Origin of the sequence: Peribacillus sp. NPDC094092 (genome assembly GCF_050279365.1) — a bacterium.
GTDB lineage: Bacteria > Bacillota > Bacilli > Bacillales > DSM-1321 > Peribacillus.
The window spans coordinates 334,231-356,240 of record NZ_JBNNUC010000001.1 but is presented as its reverse complement, the minus strand read 5'-3'; the positions used below and the strand labels follow the sequence as shown (position 1 = coordinate 356,240).

Below are 22,010 nucleotides of genomic sequence, written 5' to 3'. Positions count from 1 at the left end.
TCAATAAGTGAAAAGTAAATTTTCAGGCTTTGGCATTTTGAAAGGAATTGTAAGCGCTTCACCTATAATTCAAAAGTTTTGTGAAAATATATAAGATGGAGTGATGAGGAATGCAGCTGTATGCAAGTAAGAAGCGAAAATTAATGATCAGCGGCCTTTTATTTGTTGGAATGATTTTAAGCTTTTTTGATCGCGTGGCCATAAATGTCGGAATTATTCCTATTGCAGATGAGTTTCATCTCAATACGTCCCAGACAGGTTTTTTAATTAGTATATTTTTTGTTAGTTACTCACTCATGCAACCGCTTGGCGGATGGATGACCGATAAATATGGAGCAAGGGTAATGGTTACTGTTTCTTTGTTTAGTTGGTCCCTGTTCACTGTTATGTCTGGGTTTGCTTGGTCATTTATGTCTTTATTATTCATTCGTTTTCTGTTCGGGTTAGGGGAAGGGCCTTTCTATCCTGCCAGTATGTCCACTATAAGAAATAACTTCCCGGAAGAAGAGCGGGGCCGGGCGAATTCGTTTTTCCTGTCTGCCCAGAATATTGGCGGGATATTAGGTACTGCACTTGCAGCTTCGATGGTTGTAACTTTCGGTTGGCGGGGCATGTTTACCATTGCTGGGGTTCTAGGGATATTAATTTCTTTCGGTATTTGGTTCATTCTAAAGCCTCAAGGAACTCAAGAGGTTAAAAAAGACAACCCGAAACAAAAAAAAGTAGCTCTGAAACTATTATTTAAGATAGAAAACATTTGGAAACTCATAACTTTCAAGTTTATCTCAAATGTTATCAACTATGGGCTGATCACTTGGATGCCTATATATTTGGTTAAGGAAAAAGGGGTTGATTTAATAGCCGCCGGGGGTTTATTGGCAATCCCTTATGTTTTTGGTTTCTTGATGTTCAATGTAAGCGGTTGGCTTCTGGATAAGCATATGGCTAACCGGGAGAAGTATCTTGCTGCTGCAGGAGCTTTATTATCGGCAATTTTTCTCTTTTTAATGTCTAACGCCACATCCATAGCACTTTTCATCACTTATCTCACTCTCAACTCCATAGCGCTGTCTTTCTTTGGAACCGTTCTATATACGATTATCATAAAATACTCACCAAAGGAACTTACGGGCTCTGCCTCCGGACTTGTAACTTTTGCCGGTCAAATTGCAGGTGCGGTTTCTCCTTTAGCCCTCGGTTTGATTATCAGTTTGTTTAATGATTCCTATAATGCAGCTTTCCTGTTTTTGGTGATAATGGCGTTATTGGGAACTGTTGTTGCCGTTTCTATTAAAAATAATCGGGAACAACCCGTTAAAGAATACGAGAAAACGACTACCATTGTATAAAACCGGCACACTGCTTTCGAGAAGACAGTTCGAGATGTCCTGATTCTTCTTCTCTAAAATTGAAAGGGCTTTCTGTTCGAGGTATGATATTGGTAATAGGCTAGAAGGAGAATGAACCATGAATATTGAACAGTTGGAATATATCATAAAGGTGGCCGAGGTAAATTCGATTTCCACGGCTTCAGAGAGCCTCCATATCTCTCAATCTGGAATCAGCATGGCCATTACCAGTCTGGAGAAGGAATTAGGCATAAAAATCTTCAAGCGGTCACGGTTAGGCACCATACCTACAGAAGACGGAAAGGAAATCATCCAGAAAGCTCTTGAAGTATTAAGTAAATTGGAAGAAATAAGGGACAGTGCGCAAATACATTCAGATACGATGGAAAAAGAGTTACGCCTATCCTCTACACAGGGTTTATTTCTTACGGTTTTACCTAAATCCTTGGCTTTATTTAAGAAGAAGTATCCCGAGGTGAAAATTGTGATTGAAGAAAAAGGGGGACAAGAGATAACCGAAGAAGTACTGAATGATAAGATAGACATAGGGCTCTTGAACATTCCAAAGGTTAAGCCAAAAGAACATGAGTTGGAATTTCAACCTTTAATGGAAGCGAAAGTGATTGTATCGGTCAGTAAGAATTCCCCTATAGCTACCCGTAAAAGCATAACCCCACAAGAGCTGATGGACGAAAATTTGGTCGTATACAACGGACCAAGAATGAAGGCGTTCATCAAAGGTTTTTTTGATCATTACGGTGAGATGAATATTTTGTTTTTTACAAATAATACAGAAATCATTAAAAAAACCGTCGCTGAGGGATTAGCCATTGCCTTTTCCTATGATATTGGTGTTAACAGCGACCCCTATTTCCTAAGCGGGGAACTTGTGGCCATTCCTTTGGTGGAGTTAGAAAATAATACAATGGAATTCGGTTATGTTCGCTCTAAGAAGCAGTATTTTTCAAAAGCTGCAAGGGAGTTTATTAAATGTCTCGAATTCTATACTACTCTTAAGTATTAGTTTCCCATGATCAAGGGGAACTAATATTTTTTTTATTTATATCAATTTTTTTTATGTTTATATCATATATCATTATTTTACTTAAATTTTATTTACATTTAAAATTAATTTTATAACATTTTAAATATTTGAATAGTTAACAAAAATCAAAAAGTGGAAGGGGAAACATATGGTAACAACGCAGGAAGAGAAATTAGAGGTACTTCAAGCAAAGTTGCAGGATTTCATTCAAAATGAATTGCTTCCATATGAACAGGAGCATGGATTGAACGCTGAAGAGGATATCCCGATGGAAGCCATAAGATGGGCAAGAAAACGATCAAGGGAATTGGGTTTTTACGGAATTAACCTCCCTGTAAAGTATGGTGGACAAGATGTTAGCTTAAAAGGATTATGCATGTTCAAGGAGGAATTGGCCCGTTCCGGAGCGGTGTTATGGGGTCAGGTTATCGGCGAGATTGGCGGGCCGCTAAGAATTGGTCAGATGTTGGAAAGCTTTACACCGGAGCAAATAGAAAAATATGTGATGCCCGTCGTGAAGGGGGAAGCGGGCTGCTGCTTTGCCCTTACAGAACCAAATGCCGGATCTGACGCCTTTGCTATCGAAACAACGGCCGTTAAAGACGGAAATGATTATATATTGAATGGAAAAAAGCATTTTATCAGTGCTGCACCCTATGCTGATTTCGCCATTGTCATAGCGAAAGAATATCAGGAAGGAGATAAAGGAAGAATCACTGCTTTCCTAGTAGATAAAAAAACTCCCAACCATTCGGGGTTCGAACTAGGAGAAATTCAAGTTCCCTTATCAGGAGAGCGCATACATGCTGAATTGAATTTCGATCAATGTCGAGTGCCTGCCGCCAATATAATCGGAGAACCAGGAAAAGGGTTGCTGCTCGGATTGAAGAGAATAAACACAAATCGCGCTTCCCATGCGGCCGGCTTTATCGGAATGGCTCAACACCTTCTCACTTTATCCATTGAGCATGCTAAAACGCGAATCCAACACGGCCGGCCCATTGGTGATTTTCAGGCAATTCAGCATATGCTCGCAGAAATGGCGACGGAAATCTATGCAGCAAAGTGCATGGTCTATGATGTGGTTGAAAAAATTGATCAAGGAAAAGAGGATCGGGCCGGTACGTCCATGGCAAAGCTATTTGCTTCAGAAGTAAATAGCCGTGTGGCTGATAAGGCCATCCAAATTTTTGGCTCCAAAGGCTTGGTAAAAGGTCATCCTGTAGAAAAAATGTACAGGAGTGCAAGGATGTATCGGATTCTGAGCGGAACCTCGGAAATTCAAAAAAATACAATTGCCAAAGCATTATTAAAAGGGTAAAACCTTTTTCGGGGGAGGAAAAAATACATGCTTCATAAGTTGACATTTCAGTCACTGTTGAATAAAGGAATGAAACGATTCGGCGAACTGCCTGCCATTACCTTGCTGCCAACCGGGGAAACGGTGACCTACGACGAGTTATGGAAGAAAACAGAACTTATCTCTTCTTATTTACTTCGCATAGGTGCAGGAAGAGGTGTCCGCATAGCGACCATCATTCCAAACAGTTTGGAAAGTGTGATGTTTGGTTTGGCCATCCAGCAATGTGGAGCTACCTTAGTGCCATTAAGTGAAAAATTGGGGAAACGTGAAGTGCAATTCATCCTAAAGGAAGCAAAACCAGAAGTGGTCATAATAGCTACAAAGACACACTTTGACACCTTCTTTGAGTATTTGGAAGAAATGAAGAAGGAAGAGGTCCATGTCATTGGGCTTCCTGGCTTTAATATTAATTATCCAGATGAGTTTGAACGGTTTCAATGGCCCGTTGAAATAAATAATTTAGACTTGCCATTAGCTGAAGCGGAAGACATTGCCCTTCTGTCATATACAGGCGGGACAACGGGTACACCGAAAGGCGTCATGCATTCCCAAAAGGGACTCGGCGCTGCCATACTTTCTGCCGCTATCGAAGACCCACTTGACGACCGAGACCGGGTATTGCTAAGTACGCCTATTGTGCATTCAGCCGGTTCATTACTTTGGAGATCCCTAGTTTCAGGCGTCCATGTCCATGTGATGGGCTCATTTGACGCTGCAGAATTCATACGGGCGATAAAGGAATATGAAATTACGACGACATTCATGGTACCGACCATGTTATATAGACTACTTGATCAGACAAAGAAGATGGAATATGATATGAGCTCCATGCGCAATATTTTTTACGGCGCGTCACCAATTTCACAAAAGCGCCTTAAAGAGGCTTTTGAAGTATTCGGGCCCATCATGCGCCAGCAATATGGCATGACTGAATGTAATATTGTCATTACAAGACTATCGAAAAGCGCTCATGTATGGGCTTATCATAACAATTCGGAAGTTTTGAAAAGTTGTGGAAAACCATGCATTCTTACGGAAATCCGACTAATTGATGATGAAGGAAATGATGTAAAACCTTCCGAGCTTGGCGAAATTATCGTAAAATCGCCAGCGATGATGGCAGGTTATTATCAAAGACCCGATCTTACCGAGGAATACATCCGTGATGGCTGGTTCTACACAGGTGATATTGGTAAATGGGATGAAAGCGGTTACCTTTATATTGTGGATCGAAAGAAAGATATGATCATTTCAGGCGGGATGAACGTATATTCTTCAGAAGTTGAGCGGGTGGTGAACCTGCACCCTTCTGTTGCATTAAGTGCTTGCATAGGTGTTCCCCATCCAGATTGGGGAGAAGTAGTGTGTGTGATTGCAACACTGCAGGAAGGTTTGAACTGTACTAGTGAGGAATTAATTGCTTTCTGCAAACAAAGAACCTCAAAGTATATGGTTCCAAAAGTAATCTATTTTCTAGATAAGTTTCCATTAACGCCAATTGGAAAAATTGATAAGAAAGAATTAAGAAAGATGTTTGCACAAGGTATTCTAACCATATAGGAGTGGCAGACATAAAAGATCTAATTTCAACATTGAGGCCAACAGCTAACCAGAATATAAGAGAGAGGAATGCAAAATAAGCCTCGCACGTTAACCTGGAAACAGGTCGTGTGAGGCTTTTCTATATTTAAGTTGATTTGATTAGGTATTTAATTAACGTTGCAGACAATGTTAAATGAAGTGAAGAAAGATTTTTAATCAAAGGAAATGATATTGAAATAGTATATATTTCGATAGATTCCATCAATTCATGAATGAAAAAAATAGAATGTTAGGATATAATATATTATTGTATTGGAGATTCATTACGGAATTTCCTTTTTTTATGGCTTCATTTGTTTATCTCCCCAATGAATAGGGAAATAAACTATAGCTGTATATGTTTTTATAATAATAATTAGCATGAAGTAGAGGGGTTTGTTTTAATGGAGATCTTAGAAAATTTTATTAGTGGGACAAATGATGTGTTATGGTCTTCCATACTGATCATCATGTTGATTGGATTGGGTCTTTATTTTTCCGTCCGCACGAGGTTTGTTCAATTCAGAATGGTAGGGGAAATGTTCCGGCTATTGGGCGAAGGGGCCACTGCGGAAAAAAAAGGTGTGACATCCTTTCAGGCATTTTGTATTAGTACGGCTTCCCGGGTAGGAACGGGTAACCTTGCAGGTGTTGCCATAGCGATCACGACGGGCGGCCCTGGAGCCGTTTTCTGGATGTGGTTAATAGCACTGATCGGATCTGCTTCGGCTTTCATTGAAAGTACACTTGCTCAAATCTATAAGGTCAGGGATGGGGATGCATTCCGCGGCGGTCCTGCGTATTATATGGAAAAAGCATTGAATGCCCGCTGGATGGGCATCACTTTCGCTGTGTTGATTTCGCTTACATTTGGACTAGCTTTCAATTCGGTGCAAGCCAATACGATTACAAGCGCATTCAACGAATCGTTTGGGATTGAAAAGTGGGTGACGGCTGTCATTCTGGCAATCGTCACGGCTGTCATCATTTTTGGCGGGATCAAAATGGTTGCAAAGGTCTCTGAAGTCATCGTTCCGATCATGGCAGGAGCCTATGTGATAGTGGCGTTGATTATCATCATCATGAATATTACCGAGTTACCGGGTGTTTTTGTTCTGATCTTTGAAAGTGCATTTAATGGAATAAAAGAAGTGGCTGGTGGAGTACTGGGAGCAGCCATGATGCAGGGAATCAAGCGCGGCCTATTTTCAAATGAAGCAGGGATGGGTAGTGCACCTAATGCCGGCGCGACGGCGGATGTCAGTCATCCCGTCAAGCAAGGGCTCATTCAGTCACTAGGTGTTTTTGTCGATACGCTCATCATTTGCAGTTCGACTGCCTTCATCATTTTGTTTTCAGGTCTTTATACATCGAAGGAAACGGATGGAATCGTCCTTACCCAAAATGCCCTTGGAACGGCATTGGGATCTTGGGCGGGTATATTCCTTGCCATCATTGTACTGTTATTCGCCTTTAGCTCCATTGTGGGCAACTATTATTATGGAGAGTCAAACATTGGCTTCATCAATGAAAATAAGGTTTGGTTAAACATCTATCGTATAGCAGTCGTAGGGATGGTGATATTCGGCTCTCTTGCCTCATTGGATTTTGTTTGGGGACTGGCTGACTTGCTGATGGCGCTTATGGCCATTATCAACCTGGTTGCCATAGCATTACTGGGGAAGATTGCATTTGCTGCACTGGCGGATTATCAAAAGCAAAAGAAAAGTGGGAAAAATCCTGTCTTCCATGTGAACAATATTAAAGGTTTGAAGAATGTGGAATGTTGGGGTGACCCTTCCGATAATACGGATGTGAAGAAGTAAGCCTAAACTCTCAATAAGCTTACAAGTAAAGTCCTTGAAAGGGGATTTTACTTGTAAGCTTTTTTTGCCTTTTCCCTCCTTTTTTATCATTATTGAATATTGCTTCAGTTTTTACACAAAATACCTTTGTCTTTAATACTGCTGTCAATTGATGATTGGACAATTTAAAAACTAGGAGTGAAAAAAATGGATAGCAAGCAAACAAAAAATGAATCTTCAGAAATCGCAGGAAGAACATATGAAGTTAATGATTATAAGCGGGAAGATGATTTATCTTCTGGACTGGCTACAACCCACGAACAAGTTTCGGATACTTATGCGGAAGGCGAAATAAAAGCAGTCGTTGATGATGTAAACGGAAGTGATATTGAGCTTGCAAAAGAAAGATCTGAGGAAGATAAGTAATTATAGATTTTCGTTTTTTTGGATCAAGAATTATCGCCTGCTATTTTAAAGATATCCCCTAGCTTTTGGATGAAACAAAAGCTAGGGGATGCTTAATTAATAGATCCTTTCAGTCTCCAACATTAAAAGCAATTCTTCCTTCGTTCTTGGGAAAAGGTGCACTTCTGCAGGTTCCCTTGATTGAAGGAGGGCTTGAAACATTTCAAAAACCCATGGCTTCTCCAGATGTGCCTGCAGCAAAACGTCTTCATCATGGAAAACGGAAACAGGGTCTCCTTGGTATATGACCTTACCATCGTTCATGACAACGACTTCATCAGCCCATTGATAAGCTAAATTAACATCATGAGTTGATAGGATTATCGTTTTGTCAGGGAGGTGGATACTGTCCAGCAGACCCATGATCTGTCTTGAGAAATAAGGATCCAATCCAGCAGTAGGCTCATCCAAGAGCCACACATCGGGTTCCATGGCGAGTACCCCTGCAATGGCGACACGTTTTTTTTGCCCTAGGCTCAAAAAATGTGTGGGTCTGTTTTTCAGTTCGGTTACTTTCGTTTCTGCCATTGCCCAATTTACTTTCTCCTGGACTGCATTTTTATCCCATCCTAAATTCATCGGTCCAAACGATATATCCTGTTGTACATTAGCGGAAAAAAGCTGCGAGTCGGGATCTTGAAAAACGATCCCGACTTGCTTTCGTAATGATAGTAATGATTTACGGTCATATTTCATTTTCTTGCCTTTAAATCTGATCTTACCTGATGTAGGTTGTAAAAGCCCATTTAAATGGAGGAATAAAGTCGATTTGCCGGCACCATTATTGCCTAATAATGCTATCTTTTTACCCTGTTGGATCGTTAGCGAAAGATTGTCTAAAGCGAACGTTCCATCTGCGAATTGATGGGTGAGGCCTTCTATATGAAAAATATGCTCGTCCATTCTTGGTTTGCCTCCAATTTACAAAATTCCATTAATGAATATCAAGCTTCCCAGTATGAAAATCGCGATAAGCCAATTGCGTAAGGAATAGGTGTAAGTATCCTCGATAAAGGAAAGGTTCTCCTGATAGCCTCTTGCGTTCATGGCCATCGTCAAATGTCCAGAGCGCTGCAATACTCCTAAAAATAATGATGAGATCAGTAATCCAAGAGATCGAATGCCTTTCCTTAACGAACCATACCCCAGCCGTGAAGCTTGTGATTGGTGAATGGCCAAAGCTGTTTCTAAAAAGATAAAGATGAAGCGATAGGTCAATTCAATCAATTCGATCAATAAGGAAGGCACTTTAAGTGTTCTCATCACCGATAAGATGACGGTAATGGGTGTAGTTAAGGTAAGGAAATATAAACAGCTGATGCTGCCTAATACGACAGTGATCAAATTGATCACTGTTCCTACGCTGTCATCGCTGATGAATATTTGCCAGTTCCCGACCTTCCAGGACCACCTTATATTCGAAATCGAAGTAAATTTGCTTGTAAAAGAAATAAGGATGGTAATTGTTCCTGATAGTATAAAAAATCCTGGTAATAGAAGTAATTTAAGATAATAAGAAAGCGGGATTTTTGCCGCAAAAATGATTAAAGCGCTCATCACCGTAAAAGTGATGAGCGAAACGATCATATCCCTTACCGTTAACGAAAATAGCAAAAGGGAGAGTGCAAAAACCATCTTTTCCAACGGATGTACATCCTTTAGCCCATTGAAATAGGCATATTTATCAATGAGTAACATGCTTCGATTTTTCAGGAATTTCTTGTTTGGCTTGCTTATTCCTTTGTCTCGTTACACCTATGAAATAACCAATGAAACCAGCTCCGATTGCAGCTTGCAGCGCAAATAATAAGCTTTCGGTTTCTGCACCGGGCGGCTCCCAAATACTGTTGAACCATGGCTTGTATTCCGGCTGGATTTTAGTGATGGCTTCTTCAGCTTCCCCATCGGCACCGCCAAATTCCGTTCCTTGTTGTGTGATTAACGGTATGGTGGCAAGAACGACGACCAGGAAAAGCAGCAATAAACTTTTTTTCATGTTAACGGGCCTCCTTAGATAAAACTCGCAGCAATTTCAATTCGCCCAAATTGTATTTTTTCAAGAAATTCATCACGACGACTGTCAATAACCCCTCACTGATTGCCAAGGGAATTTGGGTCAGGGCAAAAATCCCTGCAAATTTACTGAAAGAGGCCATGAATCCTCCTACCTCGGATGGAAAAGCAAGAGCAAGTTGAACGGAAGTTACCACATAAGTACCCAAATCTCCAAAAGCAGCTGCCAAGAAAACGGCAAGTGAAAATGACCATCCCAATTTAGTTGCGCCCTTGAAGACGAAGTAAGCAATGAGCGGTCCGCAAACAGCCATGGAAAATGCATTGGCCCCTAATGTCGTCAATCCTCCGTGAGCCAGTAAAACAGCTTGAAATAACAGAACGATTGAGCCAACGACACTCATGGCCAATGGTCCGAATAATATGGAACCCAAACCAACTCCGGTAGGGTGTGAAGAACTTCCCGTAACGGAAGGGATCTTTAGGGCCGATAAAATAAATACAAATGCACCCGATAGGCCAAGCATCATTTTTGTTTCTGGATTTTCCCTTACTTTGGTTCTAATGGACCGGTAACCCAAGATTAAAAATGGAAGCGTCACGGCCCACCAGAATATTGCCCATTCAATGGGTAAAAAGCCCTCCATGATATGCATGGCCATGGCCCGTTTTGGAACAAAAAGCAGTAAAATGACAAAATAAATGGTTTTCCAATTGGTTCTTTTCATTCTTTCTCCCTTCAACACTTTTAATTTTTCTGATCAATCTTGAGAAGAAAGGCGCACCCAACATAAAAAGCACTTCTCTCAAAGGAAAGAAGTGCGTAATGAACAGGAATTTTGCAGCATAAACCAACAATGGGCCTTTCTGCCTGATCCGCACACCCATCCTCGTAGGTTGAAACAGTTTCACGCTTCATGGCAGGTCTCCTGGCTTTGGTTCATCATCCCATTACATCCTTCCCATCTCATTTGACAGTGGATTAAAGTTAAAGTAATAGGACTTCCCTTTACAGTGGCGGGACCGCTCCGGATTTTCACCGGCTTCCCTTTTAAGCTGAATTCCGAAAAATTCAACACCATAAAACTTATGTAATTATTTAGAAAATTCTCGTATAGTGTACCATAAAGAAATAATTCCAGCTACACTATCTTTTTTTTTTTTGACTAAGTTTGTTGCAAGGAAAGGCTTGTGGCAGAATATACACTATTAAACTTTTCTAAACAGTCGGAATAAACTATTGAATTTTCATAAAGTTGTTATATGATAGATAAAGTTAGTTATATATGTATATTAAAACCAAATATTTCATTTTAAAAGTGCTCTTGTTTGAATAAGCAAGGGATAATAGGGAAATCGGTGAAAATCCGATGCAGCCCCCGCTACTGTAAACGCTGATGAAATTGTCGATAACCACTGGCATTGTTGCCGGGAAGGGACAAAGTAAAATGAAGCGTTAGCCAGGAAACCTGCTTTTAAAATTGCATGATACTTTTCGGAGGGAAAGGTAGAAGGACTATGACGATTTTGGGAGATTGGGCATTCTTGCCTGGTGCTCCTCATTCATATAGTTTTTTTAAACCTTAACTCTTATTGTTAAGGTTTTTTATTTTGCCTTTTCCCTGAAGCAGGAGGAAGAAGATGACTACTTGGAACTTAATGGGTACAAATACACATTTGTTGATTTGTAATGGGAGTAGCTGCATGAAAAAGGGCGGGGAAGAAGTAACTCAAGCGATTCGCGATGAAATTGCTTCCAAAGGACTGGACTTGAAAATCCATACAACCAGGACACGGTGTAACGGAAGATGTAAGGATGCATGTGTTGTGATTGCCTATCCCCAAGGAAACTGGTATCGAGTGGAAACGCCTGATTTCGGTCGCCAGATTGTCAGCCATATCGATGATGGGGAGTTTGTTCCACAAATGATCTACCAATTCAATGATGGGGAAATGACACCCAATCCAGATTTTCCTGCTCATACGGGTATTTCAAAGAACAAAGCGTAAAAGGAGATGTCTTAATGAGTACAAAAGGTAAATTATTCGTCGTGGGCTTTGGGCCAGGGAATTTTGAACACATTACCAAACGTGCTGTCGAAGCCCTTCAAGAAAGTGACTACATCATTGGTTATAAAACTTATGTTGAACTCATTCAGGGACTGCTTACAGATCAAACGATTATTAGTACGGGGATGACAGAAGAGGTATCACGTGCACAGGAAGCAGTGAAACAAGCGGAGCTGGGTAAGAAAGTTGCGGTAATTTCCAGCGGGGATGCCGGAGTTTACGGGATGGCTGGGTTGGTTTATGAAGTATTGATTGAAAAAGGCTGGAAAGAAGAAACTGGAGTGGGCATTGAAGTCATTCCTGGCATTTCTGCAATCAATTCTTGTGCATCTTTACTTGGGGCACCAGTCATGCACGATTCGTGTACGATCAGTCTCAGTGATCATTTAACACCTTGGGAACTGATCGCTAAAAGGGTTGAAGCAGCTGCAATGGCAGACTTTGTCATTGCCCTGTATAATCCGCGCAGCGGCAGGCGGACCAGGCAAATTGTTGAAACACAGAAAATTCTCCTTCGCTACCGTTCGCCCGATACACCTGTCGGGTTGGTGAAAAGTGCATATCGCGATAGGCAGGATGTTGTCATAACCAATTTGAAAGATATGTTGAATCACGATATTGGGATGCTGACCACCGTCATCATTGGTAATTCATCCACCTTTTTATATGATGACAAAATCATCACACCAAGAGGCTATCAAAGGAAATATACTTTGAATTCGGAAAAGCAACCATTGAAGCCGCATCAGCGTCTGCAAAAGGAAGCGGAACCGTGGGCATTAGATCAAGAAGCCTTTACCGAATCTGCTGGAGGAGTTGGATTACTTACAAAAGCACCTGAAAAGAAGCCAGCTTCCTTTGAAATGGCAATGGAAGCACTGTCAAGAGTCAAGGGTCAAACCGTTTTGCAATCCATTGAGCCAATTGTTCAGCAAAAAATGGAGTCGGTATTCGAACTTGCCGTTAGTCCAGGTGTGGCGAATAAACAATTCACTCCCAAACAAATGATGACACTTGCGGAAGTTGTCGGGGAAAAGGGCACGATGGAATATACGCCAAATCATAAAATCGTATTAAAGATTCCGACAACGGATCCGGAAGTCATTACGGGAAAATTGCAATCTGCAAACTTTTTATTGTCACCGATTGGGGATGTACTGTCATTAAAAGCATGTGATTTCTGTGATGGTGAAAAAACCGAATCCATTCCTTATGCGGATGAAATACATCGGGTGCTTGGCGGAATGAAAATGCCCAAGGAACTTAACATCGGTTTTAATGGGTGTGGGATGGCTTGTTATAGTGCTGTGATGGATGATATCGGGATTGTCTTCCGAAAAGGGAAGTTTGACTTATTTCTTGGGGCTAAACCGGTTGGAAGAACAGCCCATCCAGGTCAGCCTGTTGCAGAAGGCATCGAACCGGAACAGCTGGTTGAACTGATTACGGACATTGTCGCGGAGTATAAGCAAAATGCCCATCCAAATGAGCGGCTTTTTAAATACTTCAAACGTTCGAAAAAGATACAGAATTTTTCTTATCAGGACATCGCTCCCAAAATAAACATAGAGCCTGCGCCTTGTGAAGACTAATCAAGAGGGGGAAAGTAAATGAAAGCAGTTTTGTTCGTAGGACACGGAAGCCGCTTGGCTTCGGGAAACGAAGAAGTCCTTCATTTTATTGAAAATATGATTCCGGCATTGGAAGAGCGCTTCCTTGTAGAAACGTGCTTCTTGGAATTTGCGGCACCGAATATATCCAAAGGCATTGATAATTGTGTAAAACGAGGGGCTTCTGAAGTTATCGTCATACCGATCATTTTGTTGCATGCAGGACATTCGAAATTACATATCCCAGCTGAAATAGAGGATGGGAAAACAAAGTATCCAGAAGTGAAATTCACATATGGCCAAACGATCGGGGTCCACCATGATATATTGACAATCCTGACAGACCGTCTTGAGGAAGCGGGATTCGATACAACCTCTGAACAGGATGGGACAGCAGTATTGCTAATTGGCCGAGGTGGCAGTGATGCTGATGCAAATAGTGATATATATAAAATTTCACGATTATTATGGGAAAAGTTGAACGTAAATTGGGTCGAAGCAGCTTTCATGGGTGTAACGGACCCACACGTTGACGAAGGTATTGAACGATGCATCCGCTTAGGGGCGAAAAAAGTAGTGATGCTGCCATATTTCCTCTTCACAGGGGTGTTGATGGAAAGAATGGAAGATATGCTGAAAGGTTATCAAGAGCAATATCAAGATCAAGAATTCATTTTGGCAAAGTATTTTGGATATCATCCAACGTTACAGAACATTCTGCATGAACGTGTAATTGAAGCTAGTGAAGGCAGATCAAGCGGGGCACGTGATTTGGAAAACTATCGTAAACATGTCGAGGAACATGGACATGCCCACCATCATCACCATCATGATCACGATCACCATCATGATCACGATCACCATCATGATCACGATCATCATCACGATCACGATCATAACCACGATCATGATCATCACCATGATCACGATGGACAAGTGGTGGGGACGTCAAAATGATTTTGTTTTTGGCGGGCACAAGTGATGCAAGGGAATTAGCGATTGAGATGCAGCAGGTGGGATTCAAGGTTTTGGCAACTGTTGTAACCGAATCGGCGGCTAAAAGTTTGCACGATGCAGGCATATCCACCCGGATTGGCCGATTAACTGCAGAGGATATGACATCTTTAATCTTTGAAAAAGGTTTTCAGGCTGTAGTTGATGCAAGTCACCCATTTGCCGAAGAAGCATCCAAAAACGCCCTTAACGGAGCAAAGGCAGCAAATGTCCCTTATATTCGTTATGAGCGTGAAAGTCAACGGTTTCAGAATGATAAATTGATAGTTGTCCGTGATTATGAGGAGGCTGCCAAACTTGCCGCTGAAAAACGGGGAGTCATCATGCTCACGACCGGAAGTAAAACGCTAGCGGTGTTCGCAAAAGTATTGGTAGGGCTAGAGAATACCAGAGTCATAGCGAGAATGCTGCCACGAATGGACAATATGGAAAAATGTGCGCAGCTGGGCATTGAACAAAAAAATATCGTTGCGATTCAGGGTCCATTTTCCAAAGAATTAAATAAAGCTCTATATGAACAGTATGGGGTTACATTGATGATAACGAAAGAAAGTGGCAAGGTCGGTGCGGTTGATGAGAAATTGGAAGCTGCGTTGGAATGTGGAATAGAGACGATTATGATATCTCGACCGGATGTTGACTATCAAAATGTCCATTCCAGTTTTGATCATGTCATCACCGAGTTGAATAAGCAACTAAATGAAAAATAGGAGGAATGCAAGATGGATTTTAAAACGGATTTTAAACCACTAACGGTAGACCCAGACAAAATATATGATTATAGCTTCTCGATCATAGCAGAAGAAATGGGCAATCATGATTTTTCTGAAGATGAATGGAAGATCGTCCGCCGGGTCATTCATGCTTCAGCGGATTTTGAATTGGGAAGAAGTGTCATCATCCATCCAAATGCCATTCAAGCTGGTGTGGAAGCCATTCGCAAAGGTAGACATGTAATTGCGGATGTGCAAATGATCGAGAGCGGTACAGGCAAAAAAAGATTTCAAAAACACGGCGGGGACGTTCATTGCTACATTTCAGATCCGGATGTGATGGTCGAAGCAAAACGTTTGAATACGACAAGGGCGATCATTTCGATGCAAAAAGCCGTAAAGGAAAATGAAGGGGGCATTTATGCCATTGGTAATGCACCTACAGCTTTACTTGAACTCATTCGCCTTATTAAAGAGGGGATAGCTAAACCGGACTTAATCATTGGAATGCCTGTTGGGTTTGTTTCTGCAGCAGAATCGAAAGAGGAACTCGCCAAAATCACGGAAGTCCCATTCATTACGAATATTGGCCGAAAAGGTGGAAGTACTGTCACTGTTGCTGCATTGAACGCGATTTCCCTTTTAGCTGATAGTTAAAAATCATGGAAAAGAAAGTGAAAAAAGACCCCTCGCAAATGCGTCATGGGTATACGACAGGGGCATGTTCGACTGCCGTGACCAAAGCGGCATTGACTGCATTGATCACGGGGGATGCACTTGAGGAAGCCACGATTTCCTTGCCCATAGGGCGAGATGCCACTTTCACTATTGAGAAATATGAAATATCGGAAAATGCGGTTAGTGCTGAAACGATCAAAGATGCCGGAGATGATCCAGATGCCACCCATCTGGCACATATTATCTCTACTGTCAGCTGGTCGGATGCCCCTGGGATTATCCTGGATGGAGGGATAGGTGTGGGGCGTGTGACCAAACCCGGGCTTCCTGTTCCTGTAGGAGAAGCGGCCATCAATCCTGTTCCGCGCAAAATGATTTTAACAACTGTGCAACAAACATTGGAAGAATTTAAGATCGATAGAGGAGTGAAAGTGGTCATCTCCGTGCCTGCAGGTGAAGAAATAGCGAAAAAAACATTAAATGGCCGCTTGGGGATTGTGGGGGGCATTTCCATTCTAGGAACAAGGGGCACTGTCGTCCCTTTTTCCAGTTCAGCCTATATGGCAAGCATCGTCCAGGCTATCAGTGTTGCCAAAGCAAGTGGGTGCGAGCATCTTGTCTTAACTACTGGCGGGCGCAGTGAAAAGTATGCGATGGGCCTTCTCCAGGATTTGCCTGAGGAAGCCTTTATTGAAATGGGTGACTTTGTGGGCTTCTCACTTAAGCAATGTAAGAGGCAGGGAATTAAAAAGGTATCATTGGTCGGCATGATGGGGAAATTCTCCAAAGTGGCCCAAGGTGTGATGATGGTGCATTCAAAAAGTGCCCCGGTCGACTTCGGTTTTCTATCGGAAATAGCTCAAAGCGTGGGAGCTGGAGGCGACCTTGTTCTTGAAATCAAGAATGCAAACACTGCGTCACAAGTCGGGGACATGATGTCAGCGATAAATAATTTTGATTTTTTCAATAAACTATGTGAATCCTGCTGTCACTCTGCCATAAAGCAAGTGAAGGGCGGAATTGAAATGGAAACGGCGATTTATTCGTTGAAAGGACAATTACTGGGAAGGGCTGTTGGAATTGAGTCAATCGATTAAATTGATCGGGATAGGGGATAACGGTCAGGAAAGCTTGCTGCCCCAATATGCCCAATGGATAGAAGAAAGTGAAGTGCTGGTCGGAGGTGAACGGGTCTTATCGTTTTTCCCGAACTATTCTGGCAAGAAGATTGTCATTAAGGGCGGTTTGAAAAATGTGGTGGAACAACTGCAGGATGAAACTCGTCCAACAGTTGTCCTAGCTTCCGGTGACCCAATGTTTTATGGAATTGGAGGTTATCTTTCCAGCAAAATCAACATAGAGGTTTACCCATATTTCAGTTCCATACAGCTTGCTTTTGCAAAAATGGGTGAAAGCTGGCAAGATGCCTTCCTAGTCAGTGTTCATGGCCGGAGTATGAAAGGGCTGGCTCAAAGGATTGATGGGAAAGCGAAAGTAGCTTTGCTTACCGACATCGAAAATAGTCCCAATCAACTTGCTAAATATCTCATTTCATTCGGAATGACTGAATACCGGGCATTTGTGGCTGAAAATCTCCAAGGAGAAACCGAAGATTCTGGCTGGTATGAACTTGAAGAAATGATGGAACGGGAATTCTCCCCGTTGAATGTCGTCATTTTGAAAAGAAAATCAGAAGGTCCAAGCTGGTCCTTGGGGATAGATGATGAAGAATTTTCGCAGCGTAAACCTGACAAAGGTCTCATAACCAAAAAGGAAATTCGGGTACTAAGCCTGCATGCGTTGAAACTCAGGAAAAACAGCATCGTTTGGGATGTTGGGACATGTACAGGCTCGATGGCAATTGAAGCGGCCAAGCTTGCATCCGAAGGCCAAATTTTCGCAATTGAAAAAAATGAGCCCGATTTAGAAAACTGTTATCAAAACCAGCGTAAATTCCGTACTGATATAACTGCCATTCATGGAAAAGCTCCGCAAGGACTGGAAACTTTTCCGGATCCTGATGCAATCTTCATTGGCGGTACTGGCGGCGAAATGGTTGATCTAATCAATACATGCTGCAAACGGCTTAAAGAAGGCGGCAGGATTGTTCTAAATGCTGCGACGATTGAGAATCTTTACCGAGCTATTGAGGCATTTGCTGAAGCTGGTTTTCACACTTCCATCATGCATGCCCAAATCTCCAGAAGTAAGCCAATATTGGGTATGAACAGATTTGTTCCGCTTAATCCGGTATATATCATTACTGCACAACGAAAGGAAGACATGAATGAGTAATCTTGGTACATTATATGGCCTAGGCGTGGGCCCGGGCGATCCAGAGCTAATTACAGTAAAGGCATTTCGCGTGATTCAGGAATCCCCGGTCATTGCGTATCCAAAAAAAAGAAAAGGGAGTAAAAGCTACGCCCACCGCATTGTGGAAGTTTACATTCGTCCTGAAGAGAAGGATATGCTGGGTCTAGTTTTTCCGATGACGAAAGATCAAGCGATTTTGGATCGGGAATGGAACGGAACGGTTGAAAAAGTTTGGCAAAAATTAAATGAAGGTAAAGATGTTGCTTTCGTTACGGAAGGCGATCCGCTTTTATATAGTACGTTCATACATATGATGAAATTGATGCAGGAGTTGCATCCCGAAGTCGAAATCAAGACGGTCCCAGGCATTTCTTCGTTTAATGGATCAGCGTCAAGGCTGGGCATCGCTTTGGCTGATGGTGATGATCATGTTGCGATAGTTCCTGCAAGGGATGACTATGAAGCGATGAAGAAGGCGATTGAAGATCATGATGCCGTAGTGTTCATCAAAGTGGCTAAGGTCATCGATTTAATGATTAATGTTTTAAAAGATTTGGACTTGCTTGAAAAGGCCTCGGTCGTAACCAAAGTCACTTCCGATGAAGAAGTGATTTGGAAAGTGAGTGAATTGGAAGGACTTGAACTAGAATACTTAACATTGATGGTGGTGAGAAAATGAAGATATATATTGTAGGTGCTGGCCCAGGTGACCCGGATTTGATTACTGTAAAAGGATTGAACATACTCCAGACGGCTGATGTGATTTTATATACGGATTCATTAGTGAATGAAGAATTGATCGCTAAGGCAAAACCTGATGCCGAGGTATTAAAAACGGCTGGAATGCATTTGGAGGAAATTGTTGGCATCATGGTTGAGCGTGTTAAAGAAGGAAAGATGGTTGCTAGAATCCATACAGGGGATCCTGCCATGTACGGTGCGATCATGGAACAAATTGTCCTTTTGAAGAAAGAGGGTATTGGTTATGAGGTGATTCCTGGCGTAAGTTCGGTATTCGCCTCGGCAGCGGCAATAGGAGCAGAGCTGACTATCCCTGATTTAACCCAGACACTCATATTGACGAGGGCTGAAGGACGTACGCCTGTTCCGGAATTTGAGAAGTTACGTGATTTGGCAAGTCACCACTGTACGATTGCCCTTTTCTTGAGTGCGACCTTGACCAAAAAAATCGTTAAAGAACTCCAGGAAGCCGGTTGGAAGGATGATACTCCGGTAGCAGTCATTCAACGGGCAACATGGCCGGACCAAAAGATCGTTCGTACCACGTTAGTGAACTTAGATGATGATATGCGTCAAAATGGTATCCGCAAGCATGCGATGATTTTGGCTGGATGGGCTTTGGATCCGAACATTCATGATAAAGATGAATACCGTTCCAAATTATATGACGCAAGTTTTACCCACGGTTTCAGAAAAGGTGTCAAGCCATGATCATTGAACTGAAAGAAGCGGAACTTGCTCCCATTAAACGTTCCCATACTTATGCGATCGTGGCGATTACAAAACATGGTGTCGAGCTGGCACGGAAATTACATACCGTTTTTTCGAATTCGGATCTATATTACATGAGCAAGTTTGAAAAAGGGGACGAAGATCATAAACAGATCCAGCTTTTTTCGGGTAGTGTCCGTATGCTATTACCAGCTTTATTCAAGGAATATAAAGGAATCATATTGATTATTTCACTCGGTGCAGTGGTCAGGATGATTGCCCCAATTTTGAAGGATAAGAAAACGGATCCGGGTGTCGTTGTCATTGATGATAAAGGGGAAAATGTTATCAGTGTACTGTCAGGGCATCTGGGAGGAGCGAACGAACTGACAAAGGAAGTTGCTGCAGCCCTTGATGCAAGAGCTATAATCACCACGGCTTCAGATGTGCAAAAAACGATTTCTGTCGATTTATTCGGCCAGCGCTTCGGCTGGATTTGGGATTCAGCAGAAAAGTTGACACCAGTAAGTGCGTCCGTTGTAAATGAAGAGCATGTTGCCGTTGTACAGGAATCAGGTGAACGGAATTGGTGGACTTATGAAACGGCATTACCTGAACGAATAATCGTATACCCATCCATTGAAGAAGCCCTTCATGCAAAGCCGCAAGCAGCGCTGGTCGTAACTCACCGTATTCTTGGCCAGTCGGAAAAGAGGATCCTTGAAAACGGGATCGTATATCGTCCAAAAGTTATTGCTCTAGGTATCGGGTGCAATAGGGGAACAGCGGCAGCTGAAATTGAGCAGGTGATTGCAGAAACGCTAGCGGAATTATCGTTATCCTTAAAAAGCGTTAAAGCAATCTGTACAATTTCCTTAAAGAAAGACGAAATCGGCTTGATTGAAGTGGTTGAAAAATATGGGTGGGAATTCGTTCATTATGAACCGGAAGAGCTTAATCAAGCCAAAATCGAAGCGCCATCGGAAACGGTATTTAAATACACGGGGGCATATGGTGTGAGTGAACCGGCTGTGAGGATTTATACTAAAGCAGAGAAATTGGAGCTGGTTAAGAAAAAATCGGGGAACGTAACCATTTCAGTTGGGATCATTCCTTTTTGAGGAGGGAGAAGCAAATATGAATAATAGAAGATTGGTAATTGCGGGTACCGGGAGCGGTGTCGGTAAAACGACATTGACGATCGGGATCATGGCAGCCCTCCAGAAGAAAGGCTATACTGTTCAAGGTTTCAAATGTGGTCCTGACTATATTGACCCTACTTATCATACAGCAGTTACAGGACGGATTTCTCGCAATCTTGACAGTTGGATGTTCGAACAGGACACAGTCCGAGAAATCCTTAGCAAAGCAGGGACCGGAGCTGATATATCGATCATCGAAGGAGTCATGGGCTTCTTCGATGGTAAAAGTCCTTTATCCAATACAGGATCGACGGCTGAAATCAGCATCATCACGCAAAGCCCTGTCCTGTTGGTAGTCAACTGTGCCAGCATGGCACGGAGTGCAGCTGCCATCGTAAAAGGATTTCAGGACTTTTCGACCGGTCCGAACATCATTGGTGTCATTGCCAATCAAGTGGGAAGTGCAGGGCATTACAAAATTGTCAAATCAGCCATTGAGCAAGAATGCGATGTACCGGTGCTGGGCTATATGAAGCGGGAAATGGATATTGATATTCCAAGCCGTCATTTGGGTCTAATTCCTGCTATTGAACGCGGGGAACTAAATCCGTTTTTCGATAAGCTTGCACAATTAGTCATGGAAACGATCGATATCGATCAGTTGTACCATTTATCCAAGACAAGCGCCATTTCCAGTGGTAACCTAAATATATTTCAACCGCAAAATGAAAAGGAAGTGTGCATTGCCGTCGCAAAAGATGCAGCCTTCAATTTTTATTATCAGGAAAACCTTGAGTTGCTTGAAGCATTTGGGGCGAACATCAAGTATTTTTCCCCATTAAAAGGGGATGAAGTACCATTGGATGCTGATGGTTTATACCTTGGAGGCGGTTTTCCTGAGGAATTTGCAGCTGAACTTTCCGGTAACGTGGGTGCTATCAATTCCATCAGAAGCTCCATTGAAAAGGGGATGCCGACTCTAGCGGAATGTGGCGGTTTCATGTTTTTGAGCAAATCGATTGAAACAACTTCCAAAGAAACGCATCAGATGGCAGGAATTATACCCGGCAGGGTTAAAATGCAGAAAAAACTTGCAGCACTTGGGTATCGAGAAATTACAGGAACTACAGGCAATTTTTTGATCAATGAAATGGAGCAGGCAAAAGGACATGAATTCCACTACTCGACATTCGAAGCGGATGATGATCTTACACATGCTTATGAAGCCAAAGGCCGATTCGGTTCGAAACAAGAAGGGTGTGTATTGGGTAACCTTGTTGCTGGGTATACTCACTTTCATTTTGCTTCCAATCCAACACTTGCAAAGAACTGGATCGATGCTTGCATAAAACAAAAAAACAGATCTGCCAATGAAACTATCAATAAGTAAAAGA

The 22,010-nt window shown here is 42.2% G+C and carries 22 protein-coding genes and 2 riboswitches; of the genes, 17 read left to right on the top strand and 5 right to left on the bottom strand.

Annotation, left to right across the window (positions count from 1 at the left end; translation table 11 throughout):
* Positions 1–110 precede the first annotated feature (110 nt).
* The 6 genes from ACQKNS_RS01675 to ACQKNS_RS01650 all read left to right on the top strand — a co-directional run bounded on the left by ACQKNS_RS01675 (position 111) and on the right by ACQKNS_RS01650 (position 7,569).
* Entirely contained in the window at positions 111–1,349 is a 1,239-nt protein-coding gene (locus ACQKNS_RS01675) for an MFS transporter (RefSeq protein ID WP_427640889.1), read from the top strand.
* A 118-nt stretch (positions 1,350–1,467) separates the two neighbouring features.
* A complete protein-coding gene (locus ACQKNS_RS01670) occupies positions 1,468–2,373 on the top strand; it encodes a LysR family transcriptional regulator (RefSeq protein ID WP_427640888.1) in 906 nt (301 codons plus the stop codon).
* A 169-nt stretch (positions 2,374–2,542) separates the two neighbouring features.
* Entirely contained in the window at positions 2,543–3,715 is a 1,173-nt protein-coding gene (locus tag ACQKNS_RS01665; RefSeq protein ID WP_427640886.1) for an acyl-CoA dehydrogenase family protein, read from the top strand.
* 27 nt (positions 3,716–3,742) lie between these two features.
* The gene (locus ACQKNS_RS01660) at positions 3,743–5,317 is read left to right on the top strand and encodes a class I adenylate-forming enzyme family protein (RefSeq protein WP_427640884.1); all 1,575 of its coding nucleotides are present in this window, start codon (positions 3,743–3,745) and stop codon (positions 5,315–5,317) included.
* 425 nt (positions 5,318–5,742) lie between these two features.
* Positions 5,743–7,164 carry an alanine/glycine:cation symporter family protein gene (locus ACQKNS_RS01655; protein ID WP_427640883.1) on the top strand — a complete coding sequence of 474 codons (1,422 nt, stop codon included), beginning with the start codon at positions 5,743–5,745 and terminating at the stop codon, positions 7,162–7,164.
* A gap of 186 nt (positions 7,165–7,350) precedes the next feature.
* Positions 7,351–7,569 carry a YozQ family protein gene (locus ACQKNS_RS01650; protein ID WP_427640882.1) on the top strand — a complete coding sequence of 73 codons (219 nt, stop codon included), beginning with the start codon at positions 7,351–7,353 and terminating at the stop codon, positions 7,567–7,569.
* Between the two features lie 96 nt (positions 7,570–7,665).
* On the opposite strand, the gene ACQKNS_RS01645 is transcribed toward ACQKNS_RS01650, so the two are convergent.
* The 5 genes from ACQKNS_RS01645 to ACQKNS_RS01625 all read right to left on the bottom strand — a co-directional run bounded on the left by ACQKNS_RS01645 (position 7,666) and on the right by ACQKNS_RS01625 (position 10,540).
* Positions 7,666–8,511, bottom strand: coding sequence for an energy-coupling factor ABC transporter ATP-binding protein (locus ACQKNS_RS01645; protein ID WP_427640881.1), 846 nt, complete (start codon positions 8,509–8,511; stop codon positions 7,666–7,668).
* A gap of 18 nt (positions 8,512–8,529) precedes the next feature.
* Positions 8,530–9,306: a cobalt ECF transporter T component CbiQ gene (cbiQ, locus tag ACQKNS_RS01640; RefSeq protein WP_427640880.1), complete on the bottom strand. Its 777-nt coding sequence runs from the start codon at positions 9,304–9,306 to the stop codon at positions 8,530–8,532.
* Positions 9,293–9,604: an energy-coupling factor ABC transporter substrate-binding protein gene (locus ACQKNS_RS01635; protein ID WP_427640878.1), complete on the bottom strand. Its 312-nt coding sequence runs from the start codon at positions 9,602–9,604 to the stop codon at positions 9,293–9,295. The genes cbiQ and ACQKNS_RS01635 overlap by 14 nt, the downstream gene beginning before the upstream one ends.
* A gap of 1 nt (position 9,605) precedes the next feature.
* Positions 9,606–10,349, bottom strand: coding sequence for an energy-coupling factor ABC transporter permease (locus ACQKNS_RS01630; RefSeq protein WP_427640877.1), 744 nt, complete (start codon positions 10,347–10,349; stop codon positions 9,606–9,608).
* A 20-nt stretch (positions 10,350–10,369) separates the two neighbouring features.
* On the bottom strand, positions 10,370–10,540 hold the full coding sequence (locus ACQKNS_RS01625) for a hypothetical protein (protein ID WP_427640876.1): 171 nt from the start codon (positions 10,538–10,540) through the stop codon (positions 10,370–10,372).
* A riboswitch (cobalamin riboswitch) is annotated at positions 10,524–10,719 on the bottom strand. (Overlaps the previous gene by 17 nt.)
* 202 nt (positions 10,720–10,921) lie before the next feature.
* Positions 10,922–11,112, top strand: a riboswitch (cobalamin riboswitch).
* A 150-nt stretch (positions 11,113–11,262) separates the two neighbouring features.
* On the opposite strand from ACQKNS_RS01625, the gene ACQKNS_RS01620 reads away from it, so the two are divergent.
* Genes ACQKNS_RS01620 through ACQKNS_RS01570 form a run of 11 tightly spaced genes read left to right on the top strand, consistent with a single transcriptional unit; the run spans position 11,263 to position 22,006 of the window.
* The gene (locus ACQKNS_RS01620) at positions 11,263–11,631 is read left to right on the top strand and encodes a (2Fe-2S) ferredoxin domain-containing protein (protein ID WP_098371847.1); all 369 of its coding nucleotides are present in this window, start codon (positions 11,263–11,265) and stop codon (positions 11,629–11,631) included.
* A gap of 14 nt (positions 11,632–11,645) precedes the next feature.
* Positions 11,646–13,283, top strand: a complete 1,638-nt coding sequence (cobJ, locus tag ACQKNS_RS01615) for a precorrin-3B C(17)-methyltransferase (protein WP_427640875.1) — start codon at positions 11,646–11,648, stop codon at positions 13,281–13,283.
* Between the two features lie 18 nt (positions 13,284–13,301).
* The gene (locus ACQKNS_RS01610; protein WP_427640874.1) at positions 13,302–14,258 is read left to right on the top strand and encodes a sirohydrochlorin chelatase; all 957 of its coding nucleotides are present in this window, start codon (positions 13,302–13,304) and stop codon (positions 14,256–14,258) included.
* The gene (gene cobK, locus ACQKNS_RS01605; protein ID WP_427640873.1) at positions 14,255–15,025 is read left to right on the top strand and encodes a precorrin-6A reductase; all 771 of its coding nucleotides are present in this window, start codon (positions 14,255–14,257) and stop codon (positions 15,023–15,025) included. Before ACQKNS_RS01610 ends, cobK begins: the two co-directional genes overlap by 4 nt.
* Positions 15,026–15,037: 12 nt before the next feature.
* Positions 15,038–15,685: a precorrin-8X methylmutase gene (locus ACQKNS_RS01600; protein ID WP_034312499.1), complete on the top strand. Its 648-nt coding sequence runs from the start codon at positions 15,038–15,040 to the stop codon at positions 15,683–15,685.
* A 5-nt stretch (positions 15,686–15,690) separates the two neighbouring features.
* Positions 15,691–16,803 (top strand): cobalt-precorrin-5B (C(1))-methyltransferase, encoded by a 1,113-nt coding sequence (locus tag ACQKNS_RS01595; RefSeq protein WP_427640872.1) that lies wholly within the window; start codon positions 15,691–15,693, stop codon positions 16,801–16,803.
* Entirely contained in the window at positions 16,787–18,001 is a 1,215-nt protein-coding gene (cbiE, locus tag ACQKNS_RS01590) for a precorrin-6y C5,15-methyltransferase (decarboxylating) subunit CbiE (protein WP_427640871.1), read from the top strand. The genes ACQKNS_RS01595 and cbiE overlap by 17 nt, the downstream gene beginning before the upstream one ends.
* Positions 17,994–18,701: a precorrin-2 C(20)-methyltransferase gene (cobI, locus tag ACQKNS_RS01585; protein WP_427640870.1), complete on the top strand. Its 708-nt coding sequence runs from the start codon at positions 17,994–17,996 to the stop codon at positions 18,699–18,701. Before cbiE ends, cobI begins: the two co-directional genes overlap by 8 nt.
* Complete coding sequence (gene cobM / locus ACQKNS_RS01580; RefSeq protein WP_427640869.1) at positions 18,698–19,474, top strand: precorrin-4 C(11)-methyltransferase; 777 nt, start codon at positions 18,698–18,700, stop codon at positions 19,472–19,474. Before cobI ends, cobM begins: the two co-directional genes overlap by 4 nt.
* Positions 19,471–20,595, top strand: a complete 1,125-nt coding sequence (locus ACQKNS_RS01575) for a cobalt-precorrin 5A hydrolase (RefSeq protein WP_427640868.1) — start codon at positions 19,471–19,473, stop codon at positions 20,593–20,595. Before cobM ends, ACQKNS_RS01575 begins: the two co-directional genes overlap by 4 nt.
* A gap of 16 nt (positions 20,596–20,611) precedes the next feature.
* The gene (locus tag ACQKNS_RS01570) at positions 20,612–22,006 is read left to right on the top strand and encodes a cobyrinate a,c-diamide synthase (RefSeq protein ID WP_427640867.1); all 1,395 of its coding nucleotides are present in this window, start codon (positions 20,612–20,614) and stop codon (positions 22,004–22,006) included.
* Positions 22,007–22,010 lie beyond the last annotated feature (4 nt).